The following is a 25,519-nucleotide window of genomic DNA, read 5'->3' as shown; positions in this document are numbered from 1 at the left end:
GCCTAGTGAAGCTGGAGCATCGAGTCGATGACCACCCCGGTGGCCCCGGCGGCCGCGGTGATGGCCAGGGTCACCCAGTCCGCAAATTTCGGCCGCGCGGGGGCGGCCGACAGCTGACCGGTACCGCCTCGGGCGGTGATGGCATCGCCCATTTCGTCGGCGCGCCGTAACGTCACAACGATTGCCGCCGTGAGCAAGTCGATCATGTCCCGGGCCTGCTGGCGACGGCGGGCCCGGCGGCTGCGCGGTGTCTGGTTGGGACGCAGGCGCCGCGCGGCGTAGAGCACCTGGAATTCTTCGATCAACATCGGGAAGGCACGCAGCGCGAGCGCCAGGGCAACCGCCCATTCGTCGCTCGGGATCCGCAACCAGCGCAGGGGGCGGCCCAAAGCGGCTAGCGCCGGCCCCATTTCGGCGACGTTGGTGGTCCAGGACAGCATCGCCCCCAGCCCGATCAACACGATCGACAGCCCGGTGACCCGCACGAAGTGCAACGTCCCGCCCAGCCCGATGTGGACGCCGGCGATCGAGACCACAGGGCTGCCGGCACCGAGCGCGGCGGTGATGCCGCCCACCGCGAGGGCAATCCAAATCCAGCGCCGCGGCGAGGGCAGCGCGCCGCGGGGAATGTGCGCGAGCCGGGCCGCCGTGATCAGCAACACCAGCATCAGCCCGACGGTCGCCCATCCCGGGTAGAAGGTCAGCAATATCGAAACGCCCAGCACCACCACCAGTTTGGTGCCGGCCCACAGTTGATGGATCTTCGACGTTCCCGGCACCGGGACCAGCAGGACAACCGGACGGGGAGTACGCCGCGTCCTTCCCGCCTTCGCGTCCGCGGGCGCGGTCACGGCATTCCCCCCGCCGCCGTCGATGCCGTCTCCAACGACCCGTTGCGCAGATACAGGGATCGCGGGCAAAGCTCCTCCAGCCCGACGATGTCGTGGGAGATGACCACTACCGTCAGACCTCGTTCCCTGCGCAGATTCTCCAGCAGCCGCAGCAGGCCGCGCTGACTGCCGACGTCCAATCCTGCCAGTGGTTCGTCGAGGACCAGCGCCCGCGGGGACCGGGCCAGCAGCCCGGCCAGCACGACGCGGCGCATCTGGCCGCCGCTGAGCTGGTCGATGCGCCGCTTGCCCATCGCCGGGTCCAGACCGACCGACATCAGCGCCTCGGCCACCCGGTCCTGGTCGAGATGCGAAAAGCCTGCTGCGGAGGCGACTTCGGCGTCGACGTGGTCGCGCATCAGCTGCAACCGCGCGGACTGGAACGAGAGCGCGACCTCCCCGACGTGCTCGTGGGTGGGCTCGCCGTCGATCAGGCAGGTGCCGCCGGTCGGAGTCGTCAACCCGGCCATGATCCACGCCAAGGTCGATTTCCCCGACCCGTTGCCGCCGTGGATCAACACCCCGTCGCCCTGCTCCACCACGAAGCTGATATCGCGCAGGGCGACCTTGGCCCACGGTGTGCCGCTGGCGTATTCGTGGCTGACGTCGACAAGCTCGAGCACCGGCGTGTGCGAGCGCGGTGTGACCTGAGCCGTCTGCGCGGGCGTGCTCGGCGTTTCGACGTTGACGGTGTTGTCCGGCGAGTCGCTGAGCCTGATGATGCGGTCGGCGGACGCGGCCTCGTTGTCGTAATGGGTGATGTGCACCAACGCGCTCTGGTGGCGTTTCGCGAGACCAGAGAGCACGCCCAGCAACGCGTCTCGCCCCTGCTGGTCGACCATCGTGGTGACCTCGTCGGCGATGAGGAGTGCCGGATCCCGCGCCAGCGCCGCCGCGAGCGCAAGACGCTGCAGCTCTCCCCCGGACAGGCTTCCGGTGTCGCGTTCGGCGAGTCCCTCGAGCCCGACCTCGCGCAGCAACTCGCCGACATCGATCTGCGCCCCCGCCGGCAACCCCCACACCACGTCGTCGGCGACGCGCGTGCCCAGGACTTGACTCTTGGGGTGCTGCAAGACAATTGCGGTACCGCCCATTTCGCCCAGCCCCACCGCGCCCGGGCGGTCGATGGTTCCCGACGTCGGCTCGCGGCCGGCCAGCATCAGCATCAACGTGGTCTTGCCCGAGCCGTTGGCCCCGGTCACGGCGATGTGTTCGCCGGGCCGGACATCGAGGCTGACCTCGCGCAGCGCGTCTCGATCGGCGCCGGGATACCGGAACGACACGTTGTCCAGCCGCACGGGGACCGGCCCGACCGGAGCGCCGCCGGCCTGCGCGTCCTCGGAAACGTCCAGCTTGTGCACGTCGGGGATCTTGCGCATCCGCTCCAAGAGGCGAGACAGCGCCGACCAGCTGATGAACGAAACGATGACGACCAACAAGACCATGTACGGGAAAATCAGTAGCGGCCAATGGTGTATCCCGCCGGCGACGTATCGCTTCAGCGCGTCGCCCACGCCCTGCAGGTGTACCCAATTCAGGAATGCCGCGACCCCGTTGGCATTGGCGGTGATGACGTCGAAGAACAGCTGCCGCAGCCGCGTCAGCACCGCCAGCACCGCGACCCACCCGGCGCCCCAGAGGACTCCGGCGATCAGCGACAACAAGGCGACCGTCGGCGTGCCCCGGCCCTTGCGTTTGACGATTCCGCACAATCCGCCGACCCAGGCGCAGTCGACGAGCATGAACAGGCTGCCCAGTCCGGCGATCAAAAAGGCGATCACCCCGCCGGCTACCGTCGCGGCCATCAGGGCCCGGGGACGGTAGCGGTAGGCCAGCAATCCCATGGGGACGGTTCCCAGCACGCCCAGCCCCTGAGCGAATGGGATTACCGCGGCGAGGATCTCGATCGCCGCGCAGAGGGCCCCCATAACCGCGGCCTGTGCCAACTCATTCGGACGCAGCGCCCCTTCCCCAGGTTGCCGGAAACGCAGCAAGGTCACTTTGGCGATTCTGCCAGTCCCCGGAGGGAGTGTCCGCTGCAGAAGGGTGTTCGCGCGGCACGCGACGGCATTTTGGCCTCGCTTAGCAAAGCTATGCAACCATGGATACATGGACAACGTCGTCGATACCGCAAAGCTCGAGGGAGCGCAGGGACTGGGGGCCGATCTGCTCGCCGTGGTCGCGCGGCTCAACCGTCTGGCCACCCAGCGCATCCAGATGCCGCTGCCGGCAGCACAGGCAAGGCTGCTGGCCACCATCGAGGTTCACGGCGAGGCCCGAATCGGTGACCTCGCCGCCGTCGACCACTGTTCGCAACCGACGATGACCACGCAGGTGCGCCGCCTCGAGGAAGCGGGCCTGGTGACCCGCACGGTCGACCCCGGCGACGCGCGCGCCGTCCGAATCCGCATCACCGCTGCCGGAAGGCGCACGCTCAACGCGGTGCGGGCCGACCGTGCCGCGGCGATCGAACCCCAATTGGCGCTGCTCGACTCCGGTGACCGCCAGGTATTGATGCAAGCGGTCGACGTGTTGCGCCGGCTGCTCGACGATGCCTCCCTTGCCACCTCACTCGCGGGCCGCCGAAACCCGCTGTGAACGCCGCAATGCTGGTGAGCGGACCGCGAGCACGGGTAAACACGTAACCGAACGGGCGACCGGCGCCTGACGGCGAGACCAACTCAAGACCGGTGACGAAAGGTGGCGGCCATGCCGACCGAGGCTTCGGCCGTTCCGGCCTCCCCGCTGACCGTGTGGGCCGGACCGACCAGGTACGTCTTCGCTCCGGGACGCGACGTGCTCGTCGGCTACGGCCCGGCCTGCGACATCCCGCTGGAGCGCCTCGGAAGCCCCGCGCCGGTGCCGCCCGCACCGCACCCCGATGTGGTGCTGCGGTTCACCGGAGCCCAGTGGGTGGCCATCGATCTGAGCCACCGCGGCATCTTCGTCGACGGATTCCGAGTCCCGACGGTCGAGATCCGCGACGGCCTGGGGATCACCATCGGCGATCCCCAGCACGGTCCGCGCCTCGCCTTCCAGGTCGCACCCGCGCCGCCGGGACACCCGCCGCCCGGCGGGCCCGATCCGCGGGTCCCCACCCAAAGCGCCACCCAGCGCATGCCCGTGGTGGCGCCCCCGCCACCCGCCGGCCCGCGACCCGCACCGCCGCCCCCACCGGCACCGCCTCCTCCGGCGGCGCCGCCGCCTCCCGTTCAGCCACCAGTCGGACCGACGCACCCACCCGTCGCACCGGCCGAGCAACAAAAAGGCCCCGGCCTGATCGAGCGGGTGATCACCTCGAAGCTGCGCGCCCAGCGCCCCTCCGTCCGCACCGACGAAGCCAACTCCACCTTCCGCCTGCCGCTACGAACGGCGGCGCGCACCACCGGGGTGACGGCGCACCGGCTGGGCGTTGAAGTCGACGGGCAGCAGCTGCTGTCGGGCATCTCGTTCACGGCGCATCCCGGCACCATGACCGCCGTCATCGGGCCGTCCGCCGCGCGCAATTCCGCGCTGCTGGCCGTGCTGACCGGCACCAGGACACCCAGCGCCGGGCGCGCCACGGTCGATGGGCACGACGTACACGCCGAACCGCTATCCATGCGCAGTCGCATCGGGATCGTCGCGCGCGACGACCAGCTGCATCGGCACCTCACCGTCGAACAGGCCCTGAAGTACGCGGCCGAACTTCGGCTACCGGCGGAGGCCTCGACCGAGCAGCGCGAGCGGGTGGTCGGCCAAGTGCTCGACGAGCTCGACCTGACGCCGCACCGCGCCACCCGGATCCGCAAGCTCCCACCCGAGGTGCGCCGGTGCGCCGCCCTGGCGATCGAGCTGATCACCCGGCCGAGCCTGCTCGTGGTCGACGAACCCACCGCCGGGCTGGATCCGGCGCAGCAGCGTCACGTCATGGCGGTCCTGCGGCGCCAGGCCAATATCGGCTGTGTCGTCGTGGCCGCGATCTCGACGCGCGCGTCGCTCGCCGACGTCAACACGTGCGATCAGGTGTTGGTACTCACGGGAACGGGCAAGGTCGCGTACCTGGGCACGCCCCAGCAGGCCGAATCCGCCCTGGGAACCGGCGACTGGTCGCAGGTCCTCGCCCGGGTGAGCGCCGATCCCGACGGGACGCACCGCGCCTTCCGCGCGCGGCCCCAACCATTGACGACCCCGCCGGAGGTCGCCGCGCCGTGGACGCCACCGGCCGGGCTGCCCCGGCACCGCCAGATCCGGGTGCTGGCCCGACGCGAGGTGCGCCTGCTCCTCGCCCATCGCAGCTATTTCGCGTTCCTGGTGATCCTGCCGTTCGCGCTGGCGGGGCTGACGCTGCTGATACCGGGCGACGCGGGCCTGACGAGGCCCGGGCCGGGCAGCGCCAACGCGCACGAAGCCATCGAAATCCTCGCCGCCCTCAACGTCGGCGCGGTGATCCTGGGCACGGCCCTGACCATCCGCGCCCTGGTTCTCGAGCACCGCATCTTCCGCCGTGAACAGCAGGCGGGGCTGACCGCGCCGGCCTACCTGGCCGCCAAGGTCACGGTGTACGGACTGGCCGCGGCCCTCTGGACGGCCGTCATGTTCGCGATCGTCGTCGCCGTCCGGGGCGGACCGGCGGGCGACGCCGCGTTACTGCACAACCCCACCCTCGAGCTCTACGTCACCGCGGCGGCCACCGCGATCGTGTCCGCGGTGATCGGCCTCACCCTGTCGGCGCTGGGCAAGGCGCTGCGGGAAGTCCTGCCGCTGGTGGTCCCGGTGATCCTGGCATCCGCGCTCTTCAACGGGAGCCTGGTGCAGCTGGTGAGCCTGTGGGGGCTGCAGCAGGTCAGCTGGTTCGTCCCGGCCCAGTGGGGTTTCGCGGCCTCGGCGTCCACGGTGAATCTACGCAGGACCGACACGCTGGCCGCCAACGTCCTGACCTGGACCCACTACAGCGGCTGGTGGGTGTTCGACATGGTGATGCTCTGCCTGTTCGGTGCCGTCGCGGCCGGGTTCACGCTCTACCGGCTGCGCTCGCCGCTGCCCGGCGAGCACCACACGTCGGCCCGGACCACCTGAACCGTCGTTCTTGTTCCCCGCGGCGCGAACCGCGCATTACTGTCGGCTTATGGCGCCAGAAACGACAAGCACCGCAGAACATCTCCGCAACGCGCTGGACGGGCGGTGGCGTGATGTCCGAAACCGGATGCGGACGACGCTGACCGAGGACCTGTTCCGCCCGCACTACACCCCCAACACGGTGATCGCCCGCACCAAGGTGGCGGAGCAGATGAGGATCATGGCGGCGTTCGGCGCGGCCGCCGACAGCTTCCGGAAAGAACACGGCGGCACCGGCGACGTCGGCGCGGCGATCACGATGATCGAGATGCTGGCGATGTCGGACTTGTCGCTGATGGTGAAGGCCGGGGTGCAGTGGGGGCTGTTCGGCGGTGCCGTGGAGAACCTGGGCACCGAGCGCCACCACGAGACCTACGTGCCCAAGATCATCAGCCTCGAGTTGCGCGGCTGTTTCGCGATGACCGAGACCGGGCACGGCAGCGACGTGCAGTCGCTGGAGACCACCGCGACCTACGACGCCGAGACGCAGGAGTTCGTCATCGACTCCCCCACCCCGTCTGCGCGTAAGGACTACATCGGTGGTGCGGCCGAAACAGCAACCATGGCAGCGGTTTTCGCGCAGCTGATCACCACCGAGGACGGCAAGCCCGTCAATCACGGCGTGCACTGCGTGCTGGTCCCGATCCGCGACGAGGACGGCAACGACCTGCCCGGGGTGACCACGTCGGACTGCGAATACAAGGGCGGACTGCCCGGAGTGGACAACGGCCGCATCGTGTTCGATCACGTCCGCGTTCCGCGGGTCAACCTGTTGAACAAGTACGGCGATGTCGCGCCCGACGGGACCTACAGTTCGCCGATCGAGAACCCGAACCGCCGGTTCTTCACGATGCTGGGCACCCTGGTCCGCGGCCGGATCACCGTGGGCGGCAGCGCCGGCGCCGCCGGGCGGGTGGCGCTGGATATCGCGACCCGATATGCGTTGCAGCGCAGGCAATTCAACGCACCCGACGACAGTTCCGAGGTCCTGATCATGGACTACCTGGTGCACCAGCGGCGGCTGTTTCCGTTGATCGCGAAGTCCTACGCCCTGCAGTTCGCGCAGAACGAGCTGGTCAGCAAATGCCATGACGTCCAGAGCGCGGACGCGCCCGACGCCGACGAGCAGCGCGAGCTGGAAGCCCGCGCGGCCGGGTTGAAGGCCGCCAACACCTGGCATGCCAGCCGCGCGATCCAGGAATCCCGCGAGGCGTGCGGCGGCGCGGGCTACATGGCCGAGAACAGATTGATCGGGCTACGGGGTGACACCGACGTCTTCACCACGTTCGAGGGCGACAACCACGTGCTGACCCAGCTGGTGGCCAAGGAGCTGCTGACGGCGTACGCCGACGACATCAAGAGCATGAGCCCGGTCGAATGGGTGCGCTTCGCCGCCAACACCGTCGGTGAACGCGTCATCAAACGCACTGCGGCAGAAGCGATCATCCAAACCATCGTCGACACCCGCCAAGACAGTGAGGAAGAGGGCAGCCTGTTCAACCGCGGTACGCAGATCAAGATGTTCGAGGACCGCGAAGAATATCTGCTGGCGTCGGTGGCGCGCCGGCTACAGGCGAAATCCAAAGAGATGTCGGAATTCGACGCGTTCAACTCGGTGCAGGATCACGTGCTGCACGCGGCGAGCGCCCACATCGACCGAGTGGTGCTCGAAGCGTTCGTCGCCGGGATCGACGCCTGCGAGAACGAAGAGGCCTGCGAACTGCTGGGGTACCTGTGCGACCTGTACGCGTTGTCGGTGATCGAGGACGACAAGGCGTGGTACATCGAGCACCGGTATCTGTCCACGGAGCGCGCCAAGGCGGTCACCCGGGGGATCAACGACCGCTGCCGGGTGCTGCGCCCGCACGCCGCGACACTGGTCGACGGCTTCGGGGTTCCCGAGCAGCTGCGTTACGTCGAGATGCTGCACCCGGAGAACCTGGGAGACGCCGTCACGAGCTGACGGGCGGGACGAAACCGGTAAGCGTCGTCGAATTCGTTGGCGTGACGGGCTATTGGTTCGGGACCGTGCCGACGGTTTGCAGCTTGCCGTCCGGGCCGATCCGGAACTTCACCGTTCCGATCCCGCTGGGACAGCACAGCTGATCATTTCCCTTCTGCCACTGGTACTGAACGGTCACGGTGTCATCCGAGGGCGGCAGCACGGTGATGTACGGCTTTGGGTTCGGCGTGGCGGTCCCGAGCGACCGGTTGTGGTCGAAGAAGAGCAGCTGCTGGGGAGTCGACTCGCTGGCGATCGTCGGGATGATCTGCACCCACGACAACCGGCAGTTGCGGGTATGGCCGCGCCCGATTTCAACCCAGATCGTGCCGGGGATCGCGATGGGGACCGCGGTGATCGCCTGCCGCACGGTGTCGGCGGTCGGCCCGTCGGAAGCCTTGCAGGTGTCGGGTTTGGCCTGCGGTGGCGCCGCCGGCTTCGCGCCGCAACCGGAGGCCAGCAAAACCAGCAGGATCACAATGAGCGGACGCACGCGGTGAGCTTAGCGAAGACTGTGAATGTTCCGTTGGTTTGGTCGGAAAGCCCGTTCTGACAAGCGTCGCGCGGGGCGCGCGACGTAACCTCGGGCGAGGCGGACGGTCAATGGTGACCTGCGATAACGCGATCCCCCGCCGCGAATTCCCCCGGCGATTTCACACCGGCGTGTCGGCCGTTGAGAGAAAAAAGTAAACGGGGGGAAATTTCGGGGAGCGGTGCCGAAACACGCCTGCTCCACAATGAACTCACGCGATACGGAGCTAACCCGTACGCATTCGACGAAAGGGACGCAAGCGTGACCACGGAGTCCATGGCGCAGCAGAACGCCGTGAACACCATGTGCGCGTACTGCGGCGTCGGCTGCGGCATGGTGTTGCAGATCACAACGAATCCGGAAACGGGTCGCGGTCACGTCACGAAGTCGGTTGGCAACAAAGAACATCCGGCGAACTTCGGGCGGCTGTGCACCAAGGGTGCCACCACCGCGGACATGCTCGGCGCGCCGGGCCGCATGGACTCGGCGTACGCGCGCGCCGATCGCGGCGAACCGCTGGAGCCCGTCGAGATGCACGATGCGATCACCCAGTGCGCGAGGCGGTTACGGGCGATCATCGACGAACACGGCCCCGACGCGTTCGCGATGTACGTGTCCGGTCAGATGTCCATCGAGGCGCAGTACCTGGCGAACAAGCTGACCAAGGGCTTCATCGGCACCAACCAGATCGAGTCGAACTCGCGACTGTGTATGGCCAGCGCGGGTTCCGGCTACAAGCTCTCGCTGGGCGCCGACGGGCCACCCGGTTCGTATCAGGACTTCGAACACGCCGACGTCTTCTTCGTCATCGGCGCCAACATGGCCGACTGCCACCCGATCCTGTTCCTGCGCATGATGGACCGCGTCAAGGCCGGCGCAAAACTGATCGTCGTCGACCCGCGCCGCACCGCCACCGCCGACAAGGCGGACCTTTTCCTGCAGGTCGCCCCGGGGACGGATCTGGCGCTGCTCAACGGCCTGCTGCACCTGATCGTCGAGAACGGCCACACCGACCCAGAATTCATCGCCGAGTTCACCGAGGGCTGGGAGGTGATGCCCAGCTTCCTGGAGCAGTACACCCCCGACAAGGTCAGCGAAATAACCGGCATCCCCGAGGGCGACATCCGCGCAGCGGCCCAGATGATCGGCGAGGCCGACAATTTCGTGAGCTGCTGGACGATGGGTCTCAACCAGAGCACCCACGGCACCTGGAACACCAACGCCATCTGCAACCTGCATCTGGCCACCGGGGCCATCTGCAGGCCCGGCAGCGGGCCCTTCTCCCTCACCGGCCAGCCCAACGCGATGGGCGGCCGCGAGATGGGTTACATGGGACCGGGTCTGCCGGGGCAGCGGTCGGTGGCCTCGGCCGACGACCGCGAGTTCGTCGAAGACCTGTGGGGCATCCCCCGCGGAACGCTGCGCACCGAGGTCGGCACCGGCACCGTCGACATGTTCTCCCGGATGGCCGGCGGACAGATCAAGGCCTGCTGGATCATCTGCACCAATCCCGTTGCCTCCGTGGCCAATCGCAAGACGGTGCTGGCCGGGCTGGAGCGCGCCGAATTGGTGATGGCCCAGGACGCGTTCCTCGAGACCGAGACCAACGAATACGCCGACGTGCTGCTGCCGGCGGCCCTGTGGACGGAGTCCGAGGGGGTGATGGTCAATTCCGAGCGCAACATGACGCTGTTCCAGCCGGCGGTTCCCGCTCCGGCCCCCGCGATGCCGGACTGGCGGATCATCGCCCGGATCGCCTGCGAGATGGGCTTTTCGGAGGCGTTCAGTTACGACTCCGCCGAGGAAGTCTTCGAGGAAATCAAGCGGTTTTCCAACCCGAAGACCGGTTACGACCTGCGCGGGGTGAGCTACGAGCGGCTGCGTCAGAGTCCGGTGCAGTGGCCGTGCGCACCGCAGAGCGACGGCGACCGCAACCCGATCCGCTATCTGAACGACGGTGTCAGCCAAACGCAGTTGATCCGCGACGACGGCAGTGTGCCGCGGCTGGCCTTCCCGACACCCACCGGCCGTGCCGCGTTCTTCGCCCGCCCGCACCTGCCGCCCGAGGAAATGCCGGACGACGACTACCCGTTCCTGCTGAACACCGGGCGCCTGCCGCACCAATGGCACACCATGACCAAGACGGGCAAGGTGGCCAAGCTCAACAAGCTCAACCCGGGGCCGTTCGTCGAGATCCACCCCGGCGACGCCGCCCGGCTTGATATTGCCGACGGGGATCCGATCGAAATCGCTTCTCGCCGCGGCCGCGCCGTGCTGCCCGCACTCGTCAGCGACCGGGTACGCCCCGGCAACTGCTTCGCGCCGTTCCACTGGAACGACGCCTTCGGCGAATACCTGTCGATCAACGCCGTCACCAACGATGCCGTCGACCCGATCTCCAACCAACCCGAGTTCAAGGCGTGCGCCGTCACCTTGACGAAGGTCAGCGTCTCCCAACCCGATTCGGGCGCCGCGACAACGGCGATCACCGACACCCCGCAACCCGCGGCCGCGCAGGTACGAGAGATCAGCATGACCCAAGTCGACGCCCTCGGCGAACTGCTCGGTGTGGCAACGCTGCCCAAGCCGGAATTCAACGAGCTCGGCCGCGCCTACCTTGCCGGGATGCTGACCGGCCTGCGCTCGGACGCCGGCCGCCGCACCGCGGGGGTACCCACGCTGCCGCCGAGCGCGCCGTTCGATTCCGGCACGCGGCTGTGGGTGGATGGCCTACTGGCGGGCTTGTTCTCGCGTATCGACGGGCCCCAGCCGGTGGCATTGCCCGTGGCGTCCCCTCCGATGGCGGCCGCCGAGCAACCGCCCGTCGCGCCGGCCGATCCTCAACCCGCGCCCGAGCGTGCCCCCATCGTGGTGCTGTGGGCGTCGCAGACCGGGACCGCGGAGGAGCTCGCCGCCGACATCGCCGCACAACTGGGCGACGCCAAGCTGCCGGTCTCTTTGCACAGCATGGACGACTTCCCGCCGGCCAAGCTGGCGACGACGCGGGAGCTGTTGCTCATCACGAGCACGACCGGTGACGGCGATGCGCCCGACAACGGTGCCGGCCTGTGGCGGGCGCTGACGTCCGAGAGCGCGCCGCGATTCACCGATACCCGCTACGCCGTGCTCGCGCTGGGTGACTCCAATTACGACGATTTCTGTGGCCACGGACGCAATTTGGACGCGCGTCTCGCCGAGCTCGGCGCGACCCGCCTCGCCGGCCGGGTCGACTGCGAACCCGACTACGACGACTCCGCGGCCAAGTGGCTGGGCGACGTCATCGACGCGCTGACCCGGACACCCACCTCCGTCGGCAGCGACGGCAGGGCGGCGGCGCCGGCCCGCGCCTCCGCGATGGCGGCGCGCTCGCGCCCGAATCCGCCCGCAGCAACCGCGTACAGCAAGAAGCATCCGCTGATCACCGGCATGGTCCGCAACACCATGTTGAGCCAGCCGGAGTCGGCAAAAGACGTGCGGCACTTGGTCTTCAGCCTGCCGGAAGAAACCGTGACCTACGAGGCCGGTGACGCGCTGGGGGTGTGGCCGCGCAACAGCGACCAGCTGGTCGACGAATGGCTGTCCGTCACCGGGCTCGACGGACAGACCCCGGTCGAGGTCGGCGAGCACGGGCTGATGTCGTTGCGCTCCGCGCTCACCGAGCGCATCGAGATCGCCCACATCAGCCGGGACCTGGTGCGGTTCGTGCAGGAGCGCACGGGCGATGCGACACTCGCGGAGCTGCTGAAGCCGGAAAACAAGCGGGCGCTCGCGGATTGGTCGTGGGGGCGCCAGTCCATCGACCTGCTGGCGCAGCTGCCGGTCATCGCGTCCGCGCACGAGTGGCTGCGGGTGCTCAAACGCCTTCAGCCGCGGCTGTATTCGATCTCGTCGAGCCCCAAAGAGTGCCCGGGCGAGGTTCACCTGACCGTCTCACCGGTGCGCTACAACTTCCAGGGTGTCCCACGCCGCGGGGTGTGTTCCACCTACCTCGCCGACCGCTCCCCCGGCGATCGAGTTGCTGTCTATCTGCAGGCGTCAAGCAATTTCCGCCCGCCGAGCGACCCGGACACGCCCATGATCATGATCGGTCCGGGCACCGGCATCGCGCCCTTCCGCGGCTTTCTGCAGGAGCGGCGCGCGCTCGGCCACAACGGACCCAACTGGCTGTTCTTCGGCGAGCAGCACGCCGCCACCGACTACTACTACCGCGACGAACTCGAGCAGATGCGCGACGACGGCTTTCTCACCGAGTTGGACCTCGCGTTCTCCCGGGACCAGCAGCACAAGATCTACGTGCAGCACCTGATGCGCAACCGCGGGGCGCAGCTGTGGAGCTGGTTGCAGGACGGCGCTCAGCTGTACGTCTGCGGTACCGCCGACCCCATGGCCAAGGACGTCGACCGCGCGCTCTGCGACATCGCGGCCGAATTCGGCAACCTCGACCCGGACGCGGCGCAGGCGTACGTCCAGGCGCTGAGCGCCGACAAGCGCTACCACCGCGACGTCTACTAGCGCCGATTCCCCCGCTGACGTCGAACTTGTAATACGGCGGAAACATCGCGCATCCGCCGATGAAACATCCGAGTCGCACGATGCAGTCATAAGGTCGCGCACCTGAAGGGGTCGCCATATGGCTCGGGAGTCTGATGGACCCGATCGGGTCATCAAGAACGGCTGCCCGTTGCGATGCCGCCTGCGACACGTCGGCGTGGCGGAGGAGCGGGTGGATTGGGCGGGGCTGCCCGTCAACCTGGACTTCGCGTTCTCGCGTGATCAGCGCGACAAGGTCTATGCGCAACACCTGATGCGCAGGCGCTTGTGCGTCTGCGAGATCGCCGCAGGGCAGGACGGCGCGGAGACGCTGCGGGTCACCTGAACGCTCGCGGCGCCTACCGCCTGGGCGGATCCGGCTGCCCGTACACCGCCACCACCACGGTGCGGTCCACACTGTTGGCCGACCACACCCCGATCGCGGTGTTGGCGCAGTCGCGGATGATCGCCATGTCGTCGGGGTTGTAGTACCACTGGTTGACCAGTTCGAGGCTGCTGATCGCGATGGCCGGGTTGGTGGCCACCGTCTCGGCCGCCCTGCCGCGGAAGCCCGCGGCATTGGCGCGGTCCTGCGGCGTCGATCCGTCGGAGCCGGTGTCGTCGTTGATGTTTCGGTTGTTGATCATGTCTTCGGCATGCCATTCGGCGGCCAGGGTAAGCGCGTTGTTCCTGACGACGTCGTTCGTGCAGCCCGCCTGATGCTGCAGCGTGTAGACGGCGGAGACTACCGCGCTGTTGAGTCGCTTGTTGTCGGCGTGCACGGCCGGGGCCAACAACGTTGAGGCCCCGGCGAGAAGGACGGCGGCGGACAGCGCGCTGCCTGGGCAGCGAATCGGCACGGACATGTGCTTTCTCGGATCACACGGGGTCGAAGCGCGAAACCAGCCATCGGCCGTTGACCTTGTCCAGTGTCATCCGAACGACGGGCTGGGTGTCGGTGGGGGCACCGTCGCCGATGGTGACGGTTTGGTCGACGAACACCAGCGCCACGGCGTGGTTCGCGGTCACCGAAACCGACGCCGCGGCATTGGCTTTCGCCGCCGACGAGATGCGCTTCTCCTTCGCGCCGGGAATGACGACCTGCCGGGTGAGCTCCGCGTAGGCATCCTTGAACTCACCGGTCAGCCGCTCGCGTGCCGCGGCGAGATCCTTGTCCACCGAGTCGGCGCGATAGGACAACAACGCGACCGCGTCGTCGCGGGCGGCCTGCACCGATTCGGCCCGCACCGCGGCCAGGTCGGCGGACGACCCCGCCCACCACCTGAGGTAACCCGCGCCCAGTGCCAGCACCAACGCCAACCCCGGCAGGATCCCGTAGGCGACGATCCGCGACCAGGCGGTCGGGCGCCTGTCTCGTGTGGGCGTCGGGGTGGTCTCGGCATCGTCGATGCCCGGTTCCGCCTCGGCCACAGCGGCTTTCACATCCTCGCTCACCGTGGTCATGGCACGAACACCACGTTGGAGACCTTGGCGTCAGAGGCGTCCGGGCCGACCGATCGGACCTCGATGCGCATCCGCCATTCCCGCGGCGCCTCCTCGCCGCCGGCCGTGCGCGACTTCACCGCAACCGCCACCAGCACCTGGGCCGAGTCATCGCTTTGGGATTCCAGGCCCGCATCGGTCACGGTGCCTTCGGATTTCGACTGTGCCGCCTTCACGACCTCCATGAACGGTTTGGACCGCTGTTCGAAGTCATCCCGGAATGCGCCGGTGGCCGAATCGAGGATGCGCTGCACGTCGGTGTCGACCTGGGTGTAGTTGATCGTGGTGAGGTTCACCGCGCCCTGACGGGCGGTCGCAACGTACAGGTTGCGGCGGGCCTGGGCGTCATGCTGCTGGTAGGCGCGGTAGCCGAGCCAACCGCTCAGGCCGGCCAGTGTCGCGACGATGAGACCGCCGGCGACCAAGGCGGTTACGACGGCCGAAAACCGCTGCTGCTGAACGCGTTCGCGCCAGCGGGTGAACCTGCCTCGTGGGCGGCTTTCGCCGGGGTCGTGGCCCGGTTCGGCGATGCGCTCCTCGGCCTCGGTCGGGCCGGGGCGTTCGGCGACCTCGGTCGCCGCGTCGTTGTCGTGTGTCATCGTGCTCCTTCGAACTCTCAGGGTTGCGGGACGAGCAGTGATTGCCAGCTCTTGGCGCGCGGGTGGGCCAGGTCCGACTCGGTGTAGCGGCGCCCGTCGGGTCCGATGTAGTCGCCGGTGGCCGGGTCGTAGGTGGCCACGGCTATCGGCGCGGGCGGTGGCGCGGTGGCCCGCGGAGCCGGCAGCCGCGAATCCTGCCCCGGGGGATACAGCGGCACGCCCTGACCGCTGGTCGTGGCGTTCGGGTCCCCCTTCCAGTTGTAGCCGTCGTTGAGCGGCACGTACTCCTCGTCGCTGTCGCATAGCTCGACCGTGGGCGCCCTTTTCCATGGCTTGCTCTCACACGGAATGTTGCGCACCCCACGGACATTGAACTCCGAGTCCTGGGGCACCCGGCAGAACAGGTCGGCCGCCGGCCGGTCCGGGGCGTCGACGCTGGCCGGTGAGCGCCGCTGCTGCGGCGACAGATACCCCGTCGTGCACGGGGGCGGCAGGTTGAGGTTGAGGTTGAAGTCCAGCTGGGCGCCGCGGTACTCCTGCTTGGTGTTGGAGCTCGGCACGATGATCGCGGCCATGGCCGCGATGCCCTGCGGGAGCAGCACCAGGAGTTGCTCGATGTCGTGGCGGTAGACGACGGCGATGTCGCCGAGGCTCACCAGGTTGGCGAAAAGCACTGGCAGCGCGGGTGTCACCCGATCCAGGAGGGCGCGGCCTTCCTCGATGCCCGACGCGCCGTTCGTTAGCAGGTCTCGCACCGCGGCGTCCTGCGCCTTGAACTGCGCCATGATGGCCGCGGTGTGGCGGGCCCACGCGGTGATCGCGCCCGACGTCTCGACTTGGGAGTCGAGTACCGCCGGCGACTGATCGATGAGGGCGGCGAGCGGGTCGACGGTCCGGCCTCCCGCGATGGCCAGCGCGGTCGATCCGTCGACGATGCGGGACAATTCGGGTCCAAGGCCGCCGACCGCGCGGTTCGTCTCGTCGATCACGGTGCGCAGGTTGTCGCGCGGAATCGCTTGCAGTGCACGGTTGGTCATGTCGAGCAGGCGCCCGATGTCGACGGGGACGTCGACATGGCCCGCGGGGATGACGTCACCGGCCTGCAGCGGTCGGGCGTGTTCTCCGCCGTTGCCGGGCTGCGGGGTCAGCTCGATGTACTGCTCGCCGATGGCCGAGCGGCTGTGCACCGACGCCTGGACGTCGGCGGGCACTGTGACCCCTGACCTCATGGCGAGCACGGCGCGCACTCCGGTGGCGGTGACGTCGACCGACTTGACCTGCCCCACATCGGTGCCGCGGTAGGTGACGACCGAGGTCTGGTAGAGCCCACCCGATTGCGGAAGGTCCACGGTGACCTTGTATTCGCCGATCCCGAACAATGTGGCGGGCAGCTTCATGAAGTTGAATGCCATTGCGCCACAAGAGACGACGGTCACCAGCGTCAGGATCGACAACTGGATCCACGTGCGTCTGGTCAGTCGAAGCATTCAGTACCCCCCGAAGTGGTACGGGTAGGTCAGCGGGTTGCCCCCGGTGACCGGGCTCGGCTGCATGCCGATGGTGCGACCCCACTGGAGCTCGAGTTGGGTGAGGTTGCCTTCCCAGCGCGACCCGGTGAAAAGCCCTTGGTCGATGCGGCTCAGCGTCAGATCGACCACCAGGGTGAGGTTGGCGTAGTCGCCCCGGAACCAATTCCGCACTGTCGACGTCGGCCAGGGATAGGTCGCCAAGCCGTCCAGGCCCCGGGTGAGCGAGGGCCCGGCGTCGGCGAGCGAGCGCAGCACCGGCGCGATGTTGCGCAGGTTGTGTACCAGCGATTCCCTGCTCTGATGGACGGTATCGGCGGCGATCGCGCTGAATTTGCCGACCTGGTCGATGGTCTCGGCGATCTTGGCCCGTTCCTTGGCCAACACCTCCAGCGCCTTAGGCACGGATGTCAAGGCCTTGTCGACGACCGGGTCGTTGCCGGCAACCTGACCCGCCAGAGCGTTGAGGTTCTCGGCGGCGGCGATGATGTCGTCGGTCTGGCCGTTGGTGCGGGCGATGAACTCGTCCAGCTGGCCGAGCAGACTGCGCATGTCGTTTTCGCGGCCGGCGAATGCCTTCGCGACCGCTTGGTTGATTTCCTGCAGCTGCCCAATTCCGCCGCCGTTGAGCAGAATCGACACGGAGGCCAACGTCTGCTCGGTGGTGGAATAGAGGCTGGCGCGTGACAACGGGATGACCGACCCGGCTGTGAGCCGGCCGACCGGCGGTTCGTCTTTGGGCGGCGCGAGTTCGATGTGCATCGAGCCGAGCAGGCTGGTCTGCCCGAGCTTGGCCGTCGAATTGGCCGGCAGGTGGACGTCGCCGTCGATGCGCATGGTGACCAGCGCGTGCCAGTCTTGCAGCTCGATCCTGGTGACGTTGCCGACGTTGACGTCGTCGACCCGGACCCGGGTGTTCTCCTGGATGGTCACCACGTCGGGCATCTGCGCCTGAATGGTGTAGGAGCCCGGCCCTCCCCCGGCCGTTCCGGGCAGGCTGAACGAATTCAAACCGCGCCATCCGCACGCCGAAAGCGCGGCGACGCAGAGCATTCCGACGAGTGCCGCGGCCGCGCGTCTCATGACGGCCCCGTCGGAAGCATCAGATCCTGCAGGACCTGAAGCGAGTTGGTCGTCGCGCTCGGCGCTGGCGGGGGCGGTGGCTGCTCGGGCGGCGGGGGCGGCGCGTCGGTCGGTGGGGACGCGTCGGGTGGCGGGGGCGGCGTGTAGCCGGGTCGCAGCCAGTCCTCGCTGTAGGTGATCTCGCTGGGGCGGGCCTGCGTCCCGACGAACGGATTGATCCCCGCCGGAATATAGTTGTAGATGCGGTTTTTGATGATCGGGTTGAGGTACTGCAGGCACAGTTTCGAGACGCGGGCCAACCGCGCCCGCGACGCCGCTTCGATCGAGCTGCAGATGAATTGCGGGATGTCGGCGAAGTTGTTCAGCGCCAGGATGCCGGTCATCGCGCTTTGCGCCGGCTGGTAGATGTTCAGGAAGTTCTGGAACACCGTCGGGGCGATATGCAGGATCTGTTTGATATCGCCGCGGCTGTCGTTGAGCGCGGTCGTGATCGAACCCAACCGGTCGACCGTGACGCCCATCGCTTCGCGGTTCTCGGCGAGGAAATCACGCACGTCCGTCAGCGCGCCATCCAGCGACTTCAACGCGGCGCCGACCTCGTTCGGGGTGTTCGACAGCAGGGTGGTCACGCCGGCCAGGTTCTGGTTGAACGAGGCGAGCAGATCGCTGCTGGAGTGCAGCGCGGATACCAACAGCTGCAGGTTGCGCACCGTGCTGAAGATGTCGTCGGCGTGGTCACCGAGCGCCGAAATGGCCTGGGACAGTTTGATGACGGTGTCGCGGGCGGTGTCGCCCTGGCCGCGCACGTTGTCGGCCGCCGAGTCGATGAGCTCGCCGACGGAGTTCACCCCGCCGGGGCTCGTGGGTTGCAGCGCGTCGGTCAGCTTTTCCAGCTGCCGGCGGAAGTCATCCCATTCGACGGGAACCGCGGTGCGGCTGAGCGGGATCGACGCGCCGTCGCTCAACTTCGGGCCACCGGAGTATGCCGGGACGAGTTGGATGGCCCGCGACGTCACCAGCGATGGGGACAAGATGGCGGCGCGCGCATCGGCCGGGACCGAATACTGCTTGTCGACCGAGAACGTCACCCTGGAGCTGGTGGGCTGGGGCTCGATCTTGTCGATGACCCCGACGGCGACGCCGAGGATTCGGACCTCATCCCCGACGAACAGACCGTTGGCCTCCGCGAAATACGCCGAGTAGGTGTTCTTCTCGACGTCGTCCCACAGCCTGCTCGCGACCAGAACCGACGCCGCGGCCAGCGTCAGGATCAGGCTGATCGCGGTGACTTTGCGAAGGGTGCCCCGGCTCATGTTCACGGCTCGTCGAAATCGTGTGGCGAGGGCGGGGGGATGGTCCGCACGGGTGGGGTCGACGGTGGCGGCGACGGCGGCTGTGACCACAGCGGCACCGGCGCGTTCTCCGGCGGTACGGGTGGGGTTCCGGTGGGCGGATCGACCGCCTCCGACGGCAGCTTCTGGTTGGGATCCAGGAACCGGTCGTACATGTCCGCATCGAGGACCGGTCCACCGATCTGGCCGGGAACCAGGTTGGCGACATAGGCCTTGAAAAATGGCCCGGAACCCAGGCATTCGCCGAAGGACATCGCGTACCGCTTGAATTTGGGCAGCGTCTTCTGGATGTCGTCTTTGCGGTTGTCCAGGATTTCGAGGACGCCGTTGAGCTTGTCGAGTGCTGGTTTGAGTTGGCTTCGGTTGTCGTTGACCAGCCCGGAGATCTGGCCCGACACCGCGGTGAGATTGTTCATCAGCGCGTCCAGCGAATCGCGTTCGTCGAGCAGCGCGGCCAGCAGCGCGTTGGAGTTCGCGACGAGCCCGGCGATTTGTTGGCTGCGCTTGCCCAACACCGCCGAGACTCTGTCGGCGTTGCCCAGCAGGCTCCTCAGCTGTGCGTCGCGGCCGTTGAGGGTGTCCGAGAACCGGGCGACTCCCTCCAGCGCCGGCTTGAGATCCGCAGGCGTCGCCTTCAGCGTGTTCGCCAATGTGATTAGGGCCGCGGATAATTGGGCGGTGTCCAGCCCGCTGATGGTGGTCGTCAGATCGCCCAGCGCGTCCGGCAGGTCGTAGGGCGAGGTGGTGCGTTCCAGCGGAATGGTGCCCGAAAGCCGGCCGTCTCCGCGCGGAGTCAGCTCGAGCATCTTGGCGCCCAGAATGGTTTCGGTCTTGATCGCCGCCTCGGTGCGGTCGCCCAGTTCGACGCCCTCGCGCACGGTGAAGCCCACCCGAACCTTGGTGCCTTCCAACCGGAGGTCGGAAACCCGCCCCACGCCCATGCCGGAAACCCGCACCGCGTTGCCCGGTTTGATGCCGCCGGCCTCGGCGAAGTACGCGGCGTAGTCGTTCGTGTTCTTGATGAAGGGCAGCCTGTTGTACTGGAACGCGACGACGGTCACGCAGGCCAGGATGACGGTTCCCATCACGCCCAACACGAACGGGTTGCGCGGGCCGGGCGACGTGAGTTTGGGGATCTTCACCTTCATCGCGGCGTGCACCGCCCACTGGGCTGGCCCAAGAGCTTGACGAAGATCGGGTTGCCGCCCTTGCCATTCAACTTGAGCAACACTTCGCAGAAGTAGAAGCCGAAGTAGTCGCCGTTGAGCCCCTGCCGGGCCAACACCTGGTAGATGTCGGGGAGCTCTTTGAGCAGATTGTCGACGTAGTCGCGGTCGGAGAGTACCTGTGCGGACATGCGATCCGTCTCGTGCACAACGTCTTTGATCGGCTGGCGGGACTGAGCGAGCAGATCGGTGATCGAGCCGGCGGCCGCGTTGATGTAGGCGAGGCCGGTGGAGATGTCGTTTCTGCGCTGCGACAGACCCTCCACCAGCTGGGCGAGCTTGTCCAGGCCGTCGGAGAACTCGTGGTCGCGAGCGGCGAAGGTGTGCAGCACGGTGTTCAGGTTGGTGATCAGCTCGCCGATCAGCTCGCTGCGCCCAGCCAGGGTCGAGGTCAGTATCGAGGTCTGCGACAGCACCGAAGCCAGGGTTCCGCCCTGCCCCTGGAAGATTCGCAAGAGTTGACCGGACAGGGCGTTGACCTGATCGGGATCCAGTGCGCGGAACAACGGGCGGAACCCGCCGATCAGCGCGTCCAGGTCAAGCGCCGGCGAGGTCCGCGCCAGCGGAATCGTCGCCCCCGGCGGGAGTCGCCGCGGCGGCCCCGGGCTCTCTTCGAGCGCGAGATAGCGGTCGCCGATGAGGTTTTCGTACCGCACGACCGCCTTGGTGCCCTCGGTGAGTCGCACGCCCTTGTCCACCTCGAAGCCGACGGTGACCGTGCCGTCGTGATGCAGGCGCAGCTCGCCGACCTTGCCGACTTCCACCCCGGCGATGCGCACGAAATTGCCGGACTTGAGGCCGGAGATATTCGTGAACACGGCCTGATAGCCGGTGCGATCCTCGAAGCGCAATTGGCCGAACACCGCGACGAGCGCGAAGGTGAACAGCAAGCAGACCGTCGTGAAGATCCCGACGCGCAGGACGATGCTGGAGAGCTTTCTTCTCATGGCGGCGGCTGCCCCCCGCGCCAGAAGTAGCGCGGCGCCTCGGGTGGGTTCTTGGTGGTGGGGAACCAGTTGGCCCACCACGGATTGCCCGCGGCTACGTTGGTGCGGATCTCGTTCGGGGCCGCCCCCCAACCGGTGTCGGTGACCAGCGCGCGCACCGGGAAGTTCGCGCTCGGGTCGGGCAGCGATCCGCAGCTGGGCTTGCCGCCGGGGCCGCCGGTGGCGTTGACCTTCGGCAGGTGTTTGGGAAATCGGTAGGGGTCGTCGCCGAAAAGCAGCGCGGCGTCCAGGATCACCGAGTACCCGTTGCCGCCCAATGCATCTCGGCCGCCGTGGTCCACATACCACTGGGCGCCCTGGAACAGGCACGTGTAAGTCGGCGAGTACTTCTGCAACAGCGCGATGGTGGGATCGAGCAGGTTCATGGACCGCACGATGTTCGACTCGTTGGGGCCGATGACGTTGATGCCGGTCTGGCTGAAGCCGACGGCCGACAACAGCAAGGAATCGAGTGAGCGCTGCTCGTCGGTGACGGTCGCGCTGGTGGTCGCCGCCGAGTCGAGGATCGACAGGATGTTCTGCGCCGCATCGGAGTAGATGGCCGCGGTCTTGCCGAACAGCCTCCAGTCCTGGTGAATCGTGTCCATGCGCGAGTTGACGGTGAGCAGCACGTTGTTCGCGTCGGTGACCGCGTGTCCGATCCGATCGCCCTTGCCGCGGACCGATTGCGCGAAGGCCGACAAGATCGCGTTGAGTTTGGCCGGGTCGAGCGCCTGCACCACCGATTGCAGGTTCTCGAACACGGTGTTGACCTCGACGGTGACATTGCGCGAGCGCAGCACCGCGCCGGGCTTCAGGGCGGTAACGCTGGGCTGGGAAGGGACGATCAGGTCGACGTATTTGGAGCCGAAGGCCGTGGTCGATTTGATCTCGGCCTCGAGGTTGTCCGGCAGGTATCTGAAGGCATCCGGGCGGATCTTCAGCTGCAGCCGGGCCGTTTTCACGTCGGTGCCGATCGAGGCGACCTGTCCGACCTGGACGCCGCGCAGCTTCACCTTGGCGCCGTCTTCCATCACCAGTCCAGCCCGGTCAGAGACCAGCGTGAGCGGGACGAAGGCCGCGAACTTGCCGGAGAACGACGCCGCGGTCAGCGCGACTAGGCCGCCGACGAGGATGAACAGCGTTGGCGCCCACCATATTGGGTCGATCCTGCTGGTGCGGGTCCGGTTTCGCTGCTGCGATCGCCCGCGGTGCGTGTGGTTGCTCATGCGGCTAGCCGGACAGGTTGAAGTTGCCGGACTGCCCGTAAACGGACAGTGAAATCATCAGGCACACAAACGCGGTGACGATCATCGATGACCGGACCGAGCGGCCGACGGCCTCCCCCACGCCGGCCGGCCCGCCGGTCGCGGTGAAACCGTAGTAGGTGTGCACGACCATCACACCCGTCGCCATCGCCAGAGCCGACAGGAACGACCAAAGCAGGTCGTTGGGGCGCAGGAACGTGGCGAAGTAGTGCTCGTAGACGCCTCGCGACTGCCCGTAGACGTAGATCGTGAGCAGTTTCGCCGCGATGAACGACATCAGGACGGCGACGGCGTAGAGCGGGATGACGACCAGGATGCCGGCGATGATCCGGGTGGAGGCCAGATAGGTGACCGCCCGGATGCCCATGACCTCTAAGGCGTCGATCTCCTCGTTGATGCGCATCGCCCCCAATTGCGCGGTGGCACCGGCGCCGATGGTGGCCGCCAACGCCAGACCGGCCGTGCAGGGCGCGATCATCCGAACGTTCAAGAACGCCGACAGGAAGCCGGTCAGCGCCTCGACGCCGATGTTGGACAGCGTGTCGTAGCCCTGCACCGCAACGAGGGCACCGGTGGTCAGCGTGAGGAAGCCGATGATGCCGACCGTGCCCCCGATCACGGCCAATGCGCCTGTGCCCATGCCCATCTCGGCGATCAGGCGCAACAGCTCTCCGGGGTAGCGGCGCACCGCATCGGCAGTGGAGGCCAGGGATTGGCCGTAGAACACGGTCTGTTCGCCCAGCTTGCGGGTCGAGCCCACCATCCTGGGTCCCAGGGTGACGAACCACGACGGTTCGCGTGCGGCATCGGTCATTTGGCCGTCACCTTCACCCCGAGCGCGGTCGTCAGGATGTTGATGAAGAAAAGCGCCATGAAGGAGAACACCACGGTCTCGTTCACCGCATTCCCGACGCCGGTGGGTCCGCCGCCCACCGATAGTCCCTTGTAGCAGGCGATCAGGCCCGCGGACAGGCCGAACAGAGTCGCCTTGATCAGTGAGATCACGACCTGCGGCAGCCCGGTGACCAGCGTCATCCCGGCGATGAACGCGCCCGGCGTGACGTGCTGAACGAAGACCACGAAGATGTAGCTACCGGTCAGCCCGGTGACCGCGACCACCGAGTACAACAGGACCGCCACGAACGTGGCCGCGATGATGCGCGGAACCACCAGCGCCTGAACGGGATTGACGCCGATCACCTTCATCGCGTCGATTTCCTCGCGGATGGTGCGCGCACCCAGATCCGCGCACATGGCGGTCGACCCGGCGCCCGAGACGACCATCGCGGTGACCACCGGGCCCACCTGGGTCACCGAGGCCAGGCCGGCACCGGCGCCCGAAAGGTCTCCGGCGCCGATCTCCACGAGCAGAATGTTGAGCACGAAAACAATCAGCACCGTGTACGGAATCGACAACATGATGGTCGGGAAAATGGAAACCCGGGCGACAAACCAAATCTGCTCGAGCACTTCACGCCACGCCCACGGACCGCGCACGGCGGCAACCAACGCCTCGGCGCTGAGCAGAAAGAATTGCCCTAACGCGGTCATGGGCTTCGCCACGGTCGTCGCGTTCACGCTGTTCGCCCACCCCAACGGCGGTCCTGGTGACTCAACTCGACCCCCATGTTCGTAACAGACGTTTATGCGTTCGTAATTGGCTGGCGCTCAAGCAAACAGCACTTTTTACTGCGCCGCCAATGCCTGCTCGTGCGCGCAGATCAGCGAATGTACGGGCAAAACAATGCCCGGCGTTAGATTTGCGATCAACAAGAAGAAATGTGGCCGCGGCCGGTAACCCAATCGACGAATGGCCCACGGCGGCGCACGCGGTCGGTGGCGACGGCGCGCACCCGATCTCCCATCGTTGCCGGAACCGGCCTGCGGCACAGCGCAAGTCGGGGCGAACCGGCACGCGTCGCTCGCGACGCGTTGCGTCTGCTCCGAAAACCGTTGCGCACTCACGGCCACCGTCCCGTTCGACTATCCCCGCCGAACGCCACGGTTCGGGCAAGTGTGGTTCAACGCAACGGTTTCACTCAGGCTGACCGTGATCGCGCTACCGGAGATGGGATGCGGCGTTTCCGGTTAGACTCTGCGGGTGACAAATAGGCCGTCGTCATATCTGGTGTTGGCGTCGCAGCGCAGTGGCAGCACGCTGCTGGTCGAATCGCTGCGCGCGACCGGCGTGGCCGGCGAGCCGCAGGAGTTCTTTCAGTACCTACCGGCCACCAGCCAGTCGCCGCAGCCGCGGGAGTGGTTCGCCGGGGTCGAGGACGAGTCGATCCTGAGCCTGCTCGATCCGCTGGACGCGGGGACACCCGACCTCGCGCCGCCCGAGATCTGGCGTGCCTACATTCGCACCGTCGGACGGACGCCGAACGGGGTGTGGGGCGGCAAGCTGATGTGGAACCAGACGCCGCTGCTGCTGAACCGCGCCAAGGACCTGCCGGACCGCAGCGGCGACGGCCTGCTGGCGGCGATCCGCGACGTGGTGGGCGAGGAGCCGCTGCTGATTCACGTCTACCGTCCCGACGTGATCTCGCAGGCGGTGTCGTTTTGGCGAGCGGTGCAGACACGGGTCTGGCGCGGAAGGCCCGACCCGGCGCGTGACGCGCGCGCCACCTACCACGCCGGAGCGATCGCGCACGTCGTCACCATGCTGCGCGCGCAAGAAGAGGGCTGGCGGAATTGGTTCGCCGAAGAAAACGTCACCCCGATGGAGATTTCGTATCCGGTGTTGTGGCGCAACCTGACCCAGGTGGTGGGATCCATCCTCGAGGCGCTGGGCCTTGACCCGCAGCTGGCGCCGGAGCCGGTGCTGGAACGCCAGGCCGACCATCGCTCCGACGAGTGGGTGGACCGCTACCGTGCCGACGCCGAGAAGCGCGGCCTGCCAACCTGATCGACCGCCCCGGGCGAGCT

At 67.4% G+C, this 25,519-nt stretch carries 20 protein-coding genes; 6 read left to right on the top strand and 14 right to left on the bottom strand.

The window, feature by feature from the left end; translation table 11 throughout:
* Positions 1–2 precede the first annotated feature (2 nt).
* Positions 3–851: a CbiQ family ECF transporter T component gene (locus tag AC0KTM_RS07660; protein ID WP_472415316.1), complete on the bottom strand. Its 849-nt coding sequence runs from the start codon at positions 849–851 to the stop codon at positions 3–5.
* On the bottom strand, positions 848–2,890 hold the full coding sequence (locus AC0KTM_RS07655; RefSeq protein WP_238957751.1) for an ABC transporter ATP-binding protein: 2,043 nt from the start codon (positions 2,888–2,890) through the stop codon (positions 848–850). Before AC0KTM_RS07655 ends, AC0KTM_RS07660 begins: the two co-directional genes overlap by 4 nt.
* Before the next feature lie 109 nt (positions 2,891–2,999).
* Here AC0KTM_RS07655 and AC0KTM_RS07650 point away from each other — a divergent pair, with 109 nt between their 5' ends.
* The 3 genes from AC0KTM_RS07650 to AC0KTM_RS07640 all read left to right on the top strand — a co-directional run bounded on the left by AC0KTM_RS07650 (position 3,000) and on the right by AC0KTM_RS07640 (position 7,950).
* Positions 3,000–3,488 carry a MarR family winged helix-turn-helix transcriptional regulator gene (locus AC0KTM_RS07650; RefSeq protein WP_225330307.1) on the top strand — a complete coding sequence of 163 codons (489 nt, stop codon included), beginning with the start codon at positions 3,000–3,002 and terminating at the stop codon, positions 3,486–3,488.
* A gap of 111 nt (positions 3,489–3,599) precedes the next feature.
* Positions 3,600–5,948, top strand: coding sequence for an ATP-binding cassette domain-containing protein (locus AC0KTM_RS07645; protein ID WP_472415314.1), 2,349 nt, complete (start codon positions 3,600–3,602; stop codon positions 5,946–5,948).
* A gap of 49 nt (positions 5,949–5,997) precedes the next feature.
* Positions 5,998–7,950, top strand: a complete 1,953-nt coding sequence (locus tag AC0KTM_RS07640) for an acyl-CoA dehydrogenase family protein (RefSeq protein WP_472415312.1) — start codon at positions 5,998–6,000, stop codon at positions 7,948–7,950.
* Positions 7,951–7,999: 49 nt separating this feature from the next.
* Here the strand turns inward: AC0KTM_RS07640 and AC0KTM_RS07635 are convergent, their stop codons facing one another.
* Positions 8,000–8,467 (bottom strand): LppP/LprE family lipoprotein, encoded by a 468-nt coding sequence (locus AC0KTM_RS07635; protein WP_225329769.1) that lies wholly within the window; start codon positions 8,465–8,467, stop codon positions 8,000–8,002.
* A 330-nt stretch (positions 8,468–8,797) separates the two neighbouring features.
* Here AC0KTM_RS07635 and AC0KTM_RS07630 point away from each other — a divergent pair, with 330 nt between their 5' ends.
* Positions 8,798–13,033, top strand: coding sequence for a bifunctional nitrate reductase/sulfite reductase flavoprotein subunit alpha (locus AC0KTM_RS07630; protein ID WP_225329768.1), 4,236 nt, complete (start codon positions 8,798–8,800; stop codon positions 13,031–13,033).
* A gap of 151 nt (positions 13,034–13,184) precedes the next feature.
* Complete coding sequence (locus AC0KTM_RS07625) at positions 13,185–13,397, top strand: hypothetical protein (protein WP_308011593.1); 213 nt, start codon at positions 13,185–13,187, stop codon at positions 13,395–13,397.
* Positions 13,398–13,410: 13 nt separating this feature from the next.
* Here the strand turns inward: AC0KTM_RS07625 and AC0KTM_RS07620 are convergent, their stop codons facing one another.
* The 11 genes from AC0KTM_RS07620 to AC0KTM_RS07570 are packed head-to-tail and all read right to left on the bottom strand — an operon-like array spanning position 13,411 to position 24,172.
* Entirely contained in the window at positions 13,411–13,917 is a 507-nt protein-coding gene (locus AC0KTM_RS07620; RefSeq protein ID WP_472415310.1) for a CAP domain-containing protein, read from the bottom strand.
* 13 nt (positions 13,918–13,930) lie between these two features.
* Positions 13,931–14,515, bottom strand: a complete 585-nt coding sequence (locus tag AC0KTM_RS07615; RefSeq protein ID WP_472415308.1) for a hypothetical protein — start codon at positions 14,513–14,515, stop codon at positions 13,931–13,933.
* Positions 14,512–15,153 carry an Mce protein gene (locus AC0KTM_RS07610; protein WP_225329763.1) on the bottom strand — a complete coding sequence of 214 codons (642 nt, stop codon included), beginning with the start codon at positions 15,151–15,153 and terminating at the stop codon, positions 14,512–14,514. The genes AC0KTM_RS07615 and AC0KTM_RS07610 overlap by 4 nt, the downstream gene beginning before the upstream one ends.
* A 17-nt stretch (positions 15,154–15,170) precedes the next feature.
* Positions 15,171–16,640 carry an MCE family protein gene (locus tag AC0KTM_RS07605; RefSeq protein WP_472415306.1) on the bottom strand — a complete coding sequence of 490 codons (1,470 nt, stop codon included), beginning with the start codon at positions 16,638–16,640 and terminating at the stop codon, positions 15,171–15,173.
* Complete coding sequence (locus tag AC0KTM_RS07600; protein ID WP_472415304.1) at positions 16,641–17,762, bottom strand: MCE family protein; 1,122 nt, start codon at positions 17,760–17,762, stop codon at positions 16,641–16,643.
* Positions 17,759–19,075 carry an MCE family protein gene (locus AC0KTM_RS07595; protein ID WP_255642172.1) on the bottom strand — a complete coding sequence of 439 codons (1,317 nt, stop codon included), beginning with the start codon at positions 19,073–19,075 and terminating at the stop codon, positions 17,759–17,761. The genes AC0KTM_RS07600 and AC0KTM_RS07595 overlap by 4 nt, the downstream gene beginning before the upstream one ends.
* 2 nt (positions 19,076–19,077) lie before the next feature.
* Complete coding sequence (locus tag AC0KTM_RS07590; RefSeq protein ID WP_472415302.1) at positions 19,078–20,262, bottom strand: MCE family protein; 1,185 nt, start codon at positions 20,260–20,262, stop codon at positions 19,078–19,080.
* Positions 20,259–21,287 (bottom strand): MCE family protein, encoded by a 1,029-nt coding sequence (locus tag AC0KTM_RS07585; RefSeq protein ID WP_225329758.1) that lies wholly within the window; start codon positions 21,285–21,287, stop codon positions 20,259–20,261. Before AC0KTM_RS07585 ends, AC0KTM_RS07590 begins: the two co-directional genes overlap by 4 nt.
* Positions 21,284–22,555: an MCE family protein gene (locus AC0KTM_RS07580; protein ID WP_225329757.1), complete on the bottom strand. Its 1,272-nt coding sequence runs from the start codon at positions 22,553–22,555 to the stop codon at positions 21,284–21,286. Before AC0KTM_RS07580 ends, AC0KTM_RS07585 begins: the two co-directional genes overlap by 4 nt.
* A gap of 4 nt (positions 22,556–22,559) precedes the next feature.
* Positions 22,560–23,408, bottom strand: a complete 849-nt coding sequence (locus AC0KTM_RS07575; protein WP_225329756.1) for an ABC transporter permease — start codon at positions 23,406–23,408, stop codon at positions 22,560–22,562.
* Entirely contained in the window at positions 23,405–24,172 is a 768-nt protein-coding gene (locus AC0KTM_RS07570; RefSeq protein WP_225329755.1) for an MlaE family ABC transporter permease, read from the bottom strand. Before AC0KTM_RS07570 ends, AC0KTM_RS07575 begins: the two co-directional genes overlap by 4 nt.
* 523 nt (positions 24,173–24,695) lie before the next feature.
* Here AC0KTM_RS07570 and stf0 point away from each other — a divergent pair.
* Entirely contained in the window at positions 24,696–25,499 is an 804-nt protein-coding gene (stf0, locus tag AC0KTM_RS07565) for a trehalose 2-sulfotransferase (RefSeq protein WP_225329754.1), read from the top strand.
* The last annotated feature ends 20 nt before the right edge of the window (positions 25,500–25,519 follow it).

The organism is Mycobacterium sp. NTMscope_Eco_3 (assembly GCF_976985685.1).
The sequence above is the reverse complement of the archived record's forward strand: the minus strand, read 5'-3'. Positions and strand labels throughout refer to the sequence as shown.

Coding starts and splice junctions, on each gene's coding strand:
- AC0KTM_RS07630 (WP_225329768.1), top strand. CDS start 8,798: ATGGCGCAGCAGAACGCCGTGAACACCATGTGCGCGTACTGCGGCGTC.
- AC0KTM_RS07590 (WP_472415302.1), bottom strand. CDS start 20,262: ATGAAGGTGAAGATCCCCAAACTCACGTCGCCCGGCCCGCGCAACCCG.
- AC0KTM_RS07645 (WP_472415314.1), top strand. CDS start 3,600: ATGCCGACCGAGGCTTCGGCCGTTCCGGCCTCCCCGCTGACCGTGTGG.
- AC0KTM_RS07640 (WP_472415312.1), top strand. CDS start 5,998: ATGGCGCCAGAAACGACAAGCACCGCAGAACATCTCCGCAACGCGCTG.
- AC0KTM_RS07620 (WP_472415310.1), bottom strand. CDS start 13,917: ATGTCCGTGCCGATTCGCTGCCCAGGCAGCGCGCTGTCCGCCGCCGTC.
- AC0KTM_RS07580 (WP_225329757.1), bottom strand. CDS start 22,555: ATGAGCAACCACACGCACCGCGGGCGATCGCAGCAGCGAAACCGGACC.
- AC0KTM_RS07615 (WP_472415308.1), bottom strand. CDS start 14,515: ATGACCACGGTGAGCGAGGATGTGAAAGCCGCTGTGGCCGAGGCGGAA.
- AC0KTM_RS07595 (WP_255642172.1), bottom strand. CDS start 19,075: ATGAGCCGGGGCACCCTTCGCAAAGTCACCGCGATCAGCCTGATCCTG.
- AC0KTM_RS07650 (WP_225330307.1), top strand. CDS start 3,000: ATGGACAACGTCGTCGATACCGCAAAGCTCGAGGGAGCGCAGGGACTG.
- AC0KTM_RS07575 (WP_225329756.1), bottom strand. CDS start 23,408: ATGACCGATGCCGCACGCGAACCGTCGTGGTTCGTCACCCTGGGACCC.
- AC0KTM_RS07605 (WP_472415306.1), bottom strand. CDS start 16,640: ATGCTTCGACTGACCAGACGCACGTGGATCCAGTTGTCGATCCTGACG.
- AC0KTM_RS07585 (WP_225329758.1), bottom strand. CDS start 21,287: ATGAGAAGAAAGCTCTCCAGCATCGTCCTGCGCGTCGGGATCTTCACG.
- AC0KTM_RS07610 (WP_225329763.1), bottom strand. CDS start 15,153: ATGACACACGACAACGACGCGGCGACCGAGGTCGCCGAACGCCCCGGC.
- AC0KTM_RS07600 (WP_472415304.1), bottom strand. CDS start 17,762: ATGAGACGCGCGGCCGCGGCACTCGTCGGAATGCTCTGCGTCGCCGCG.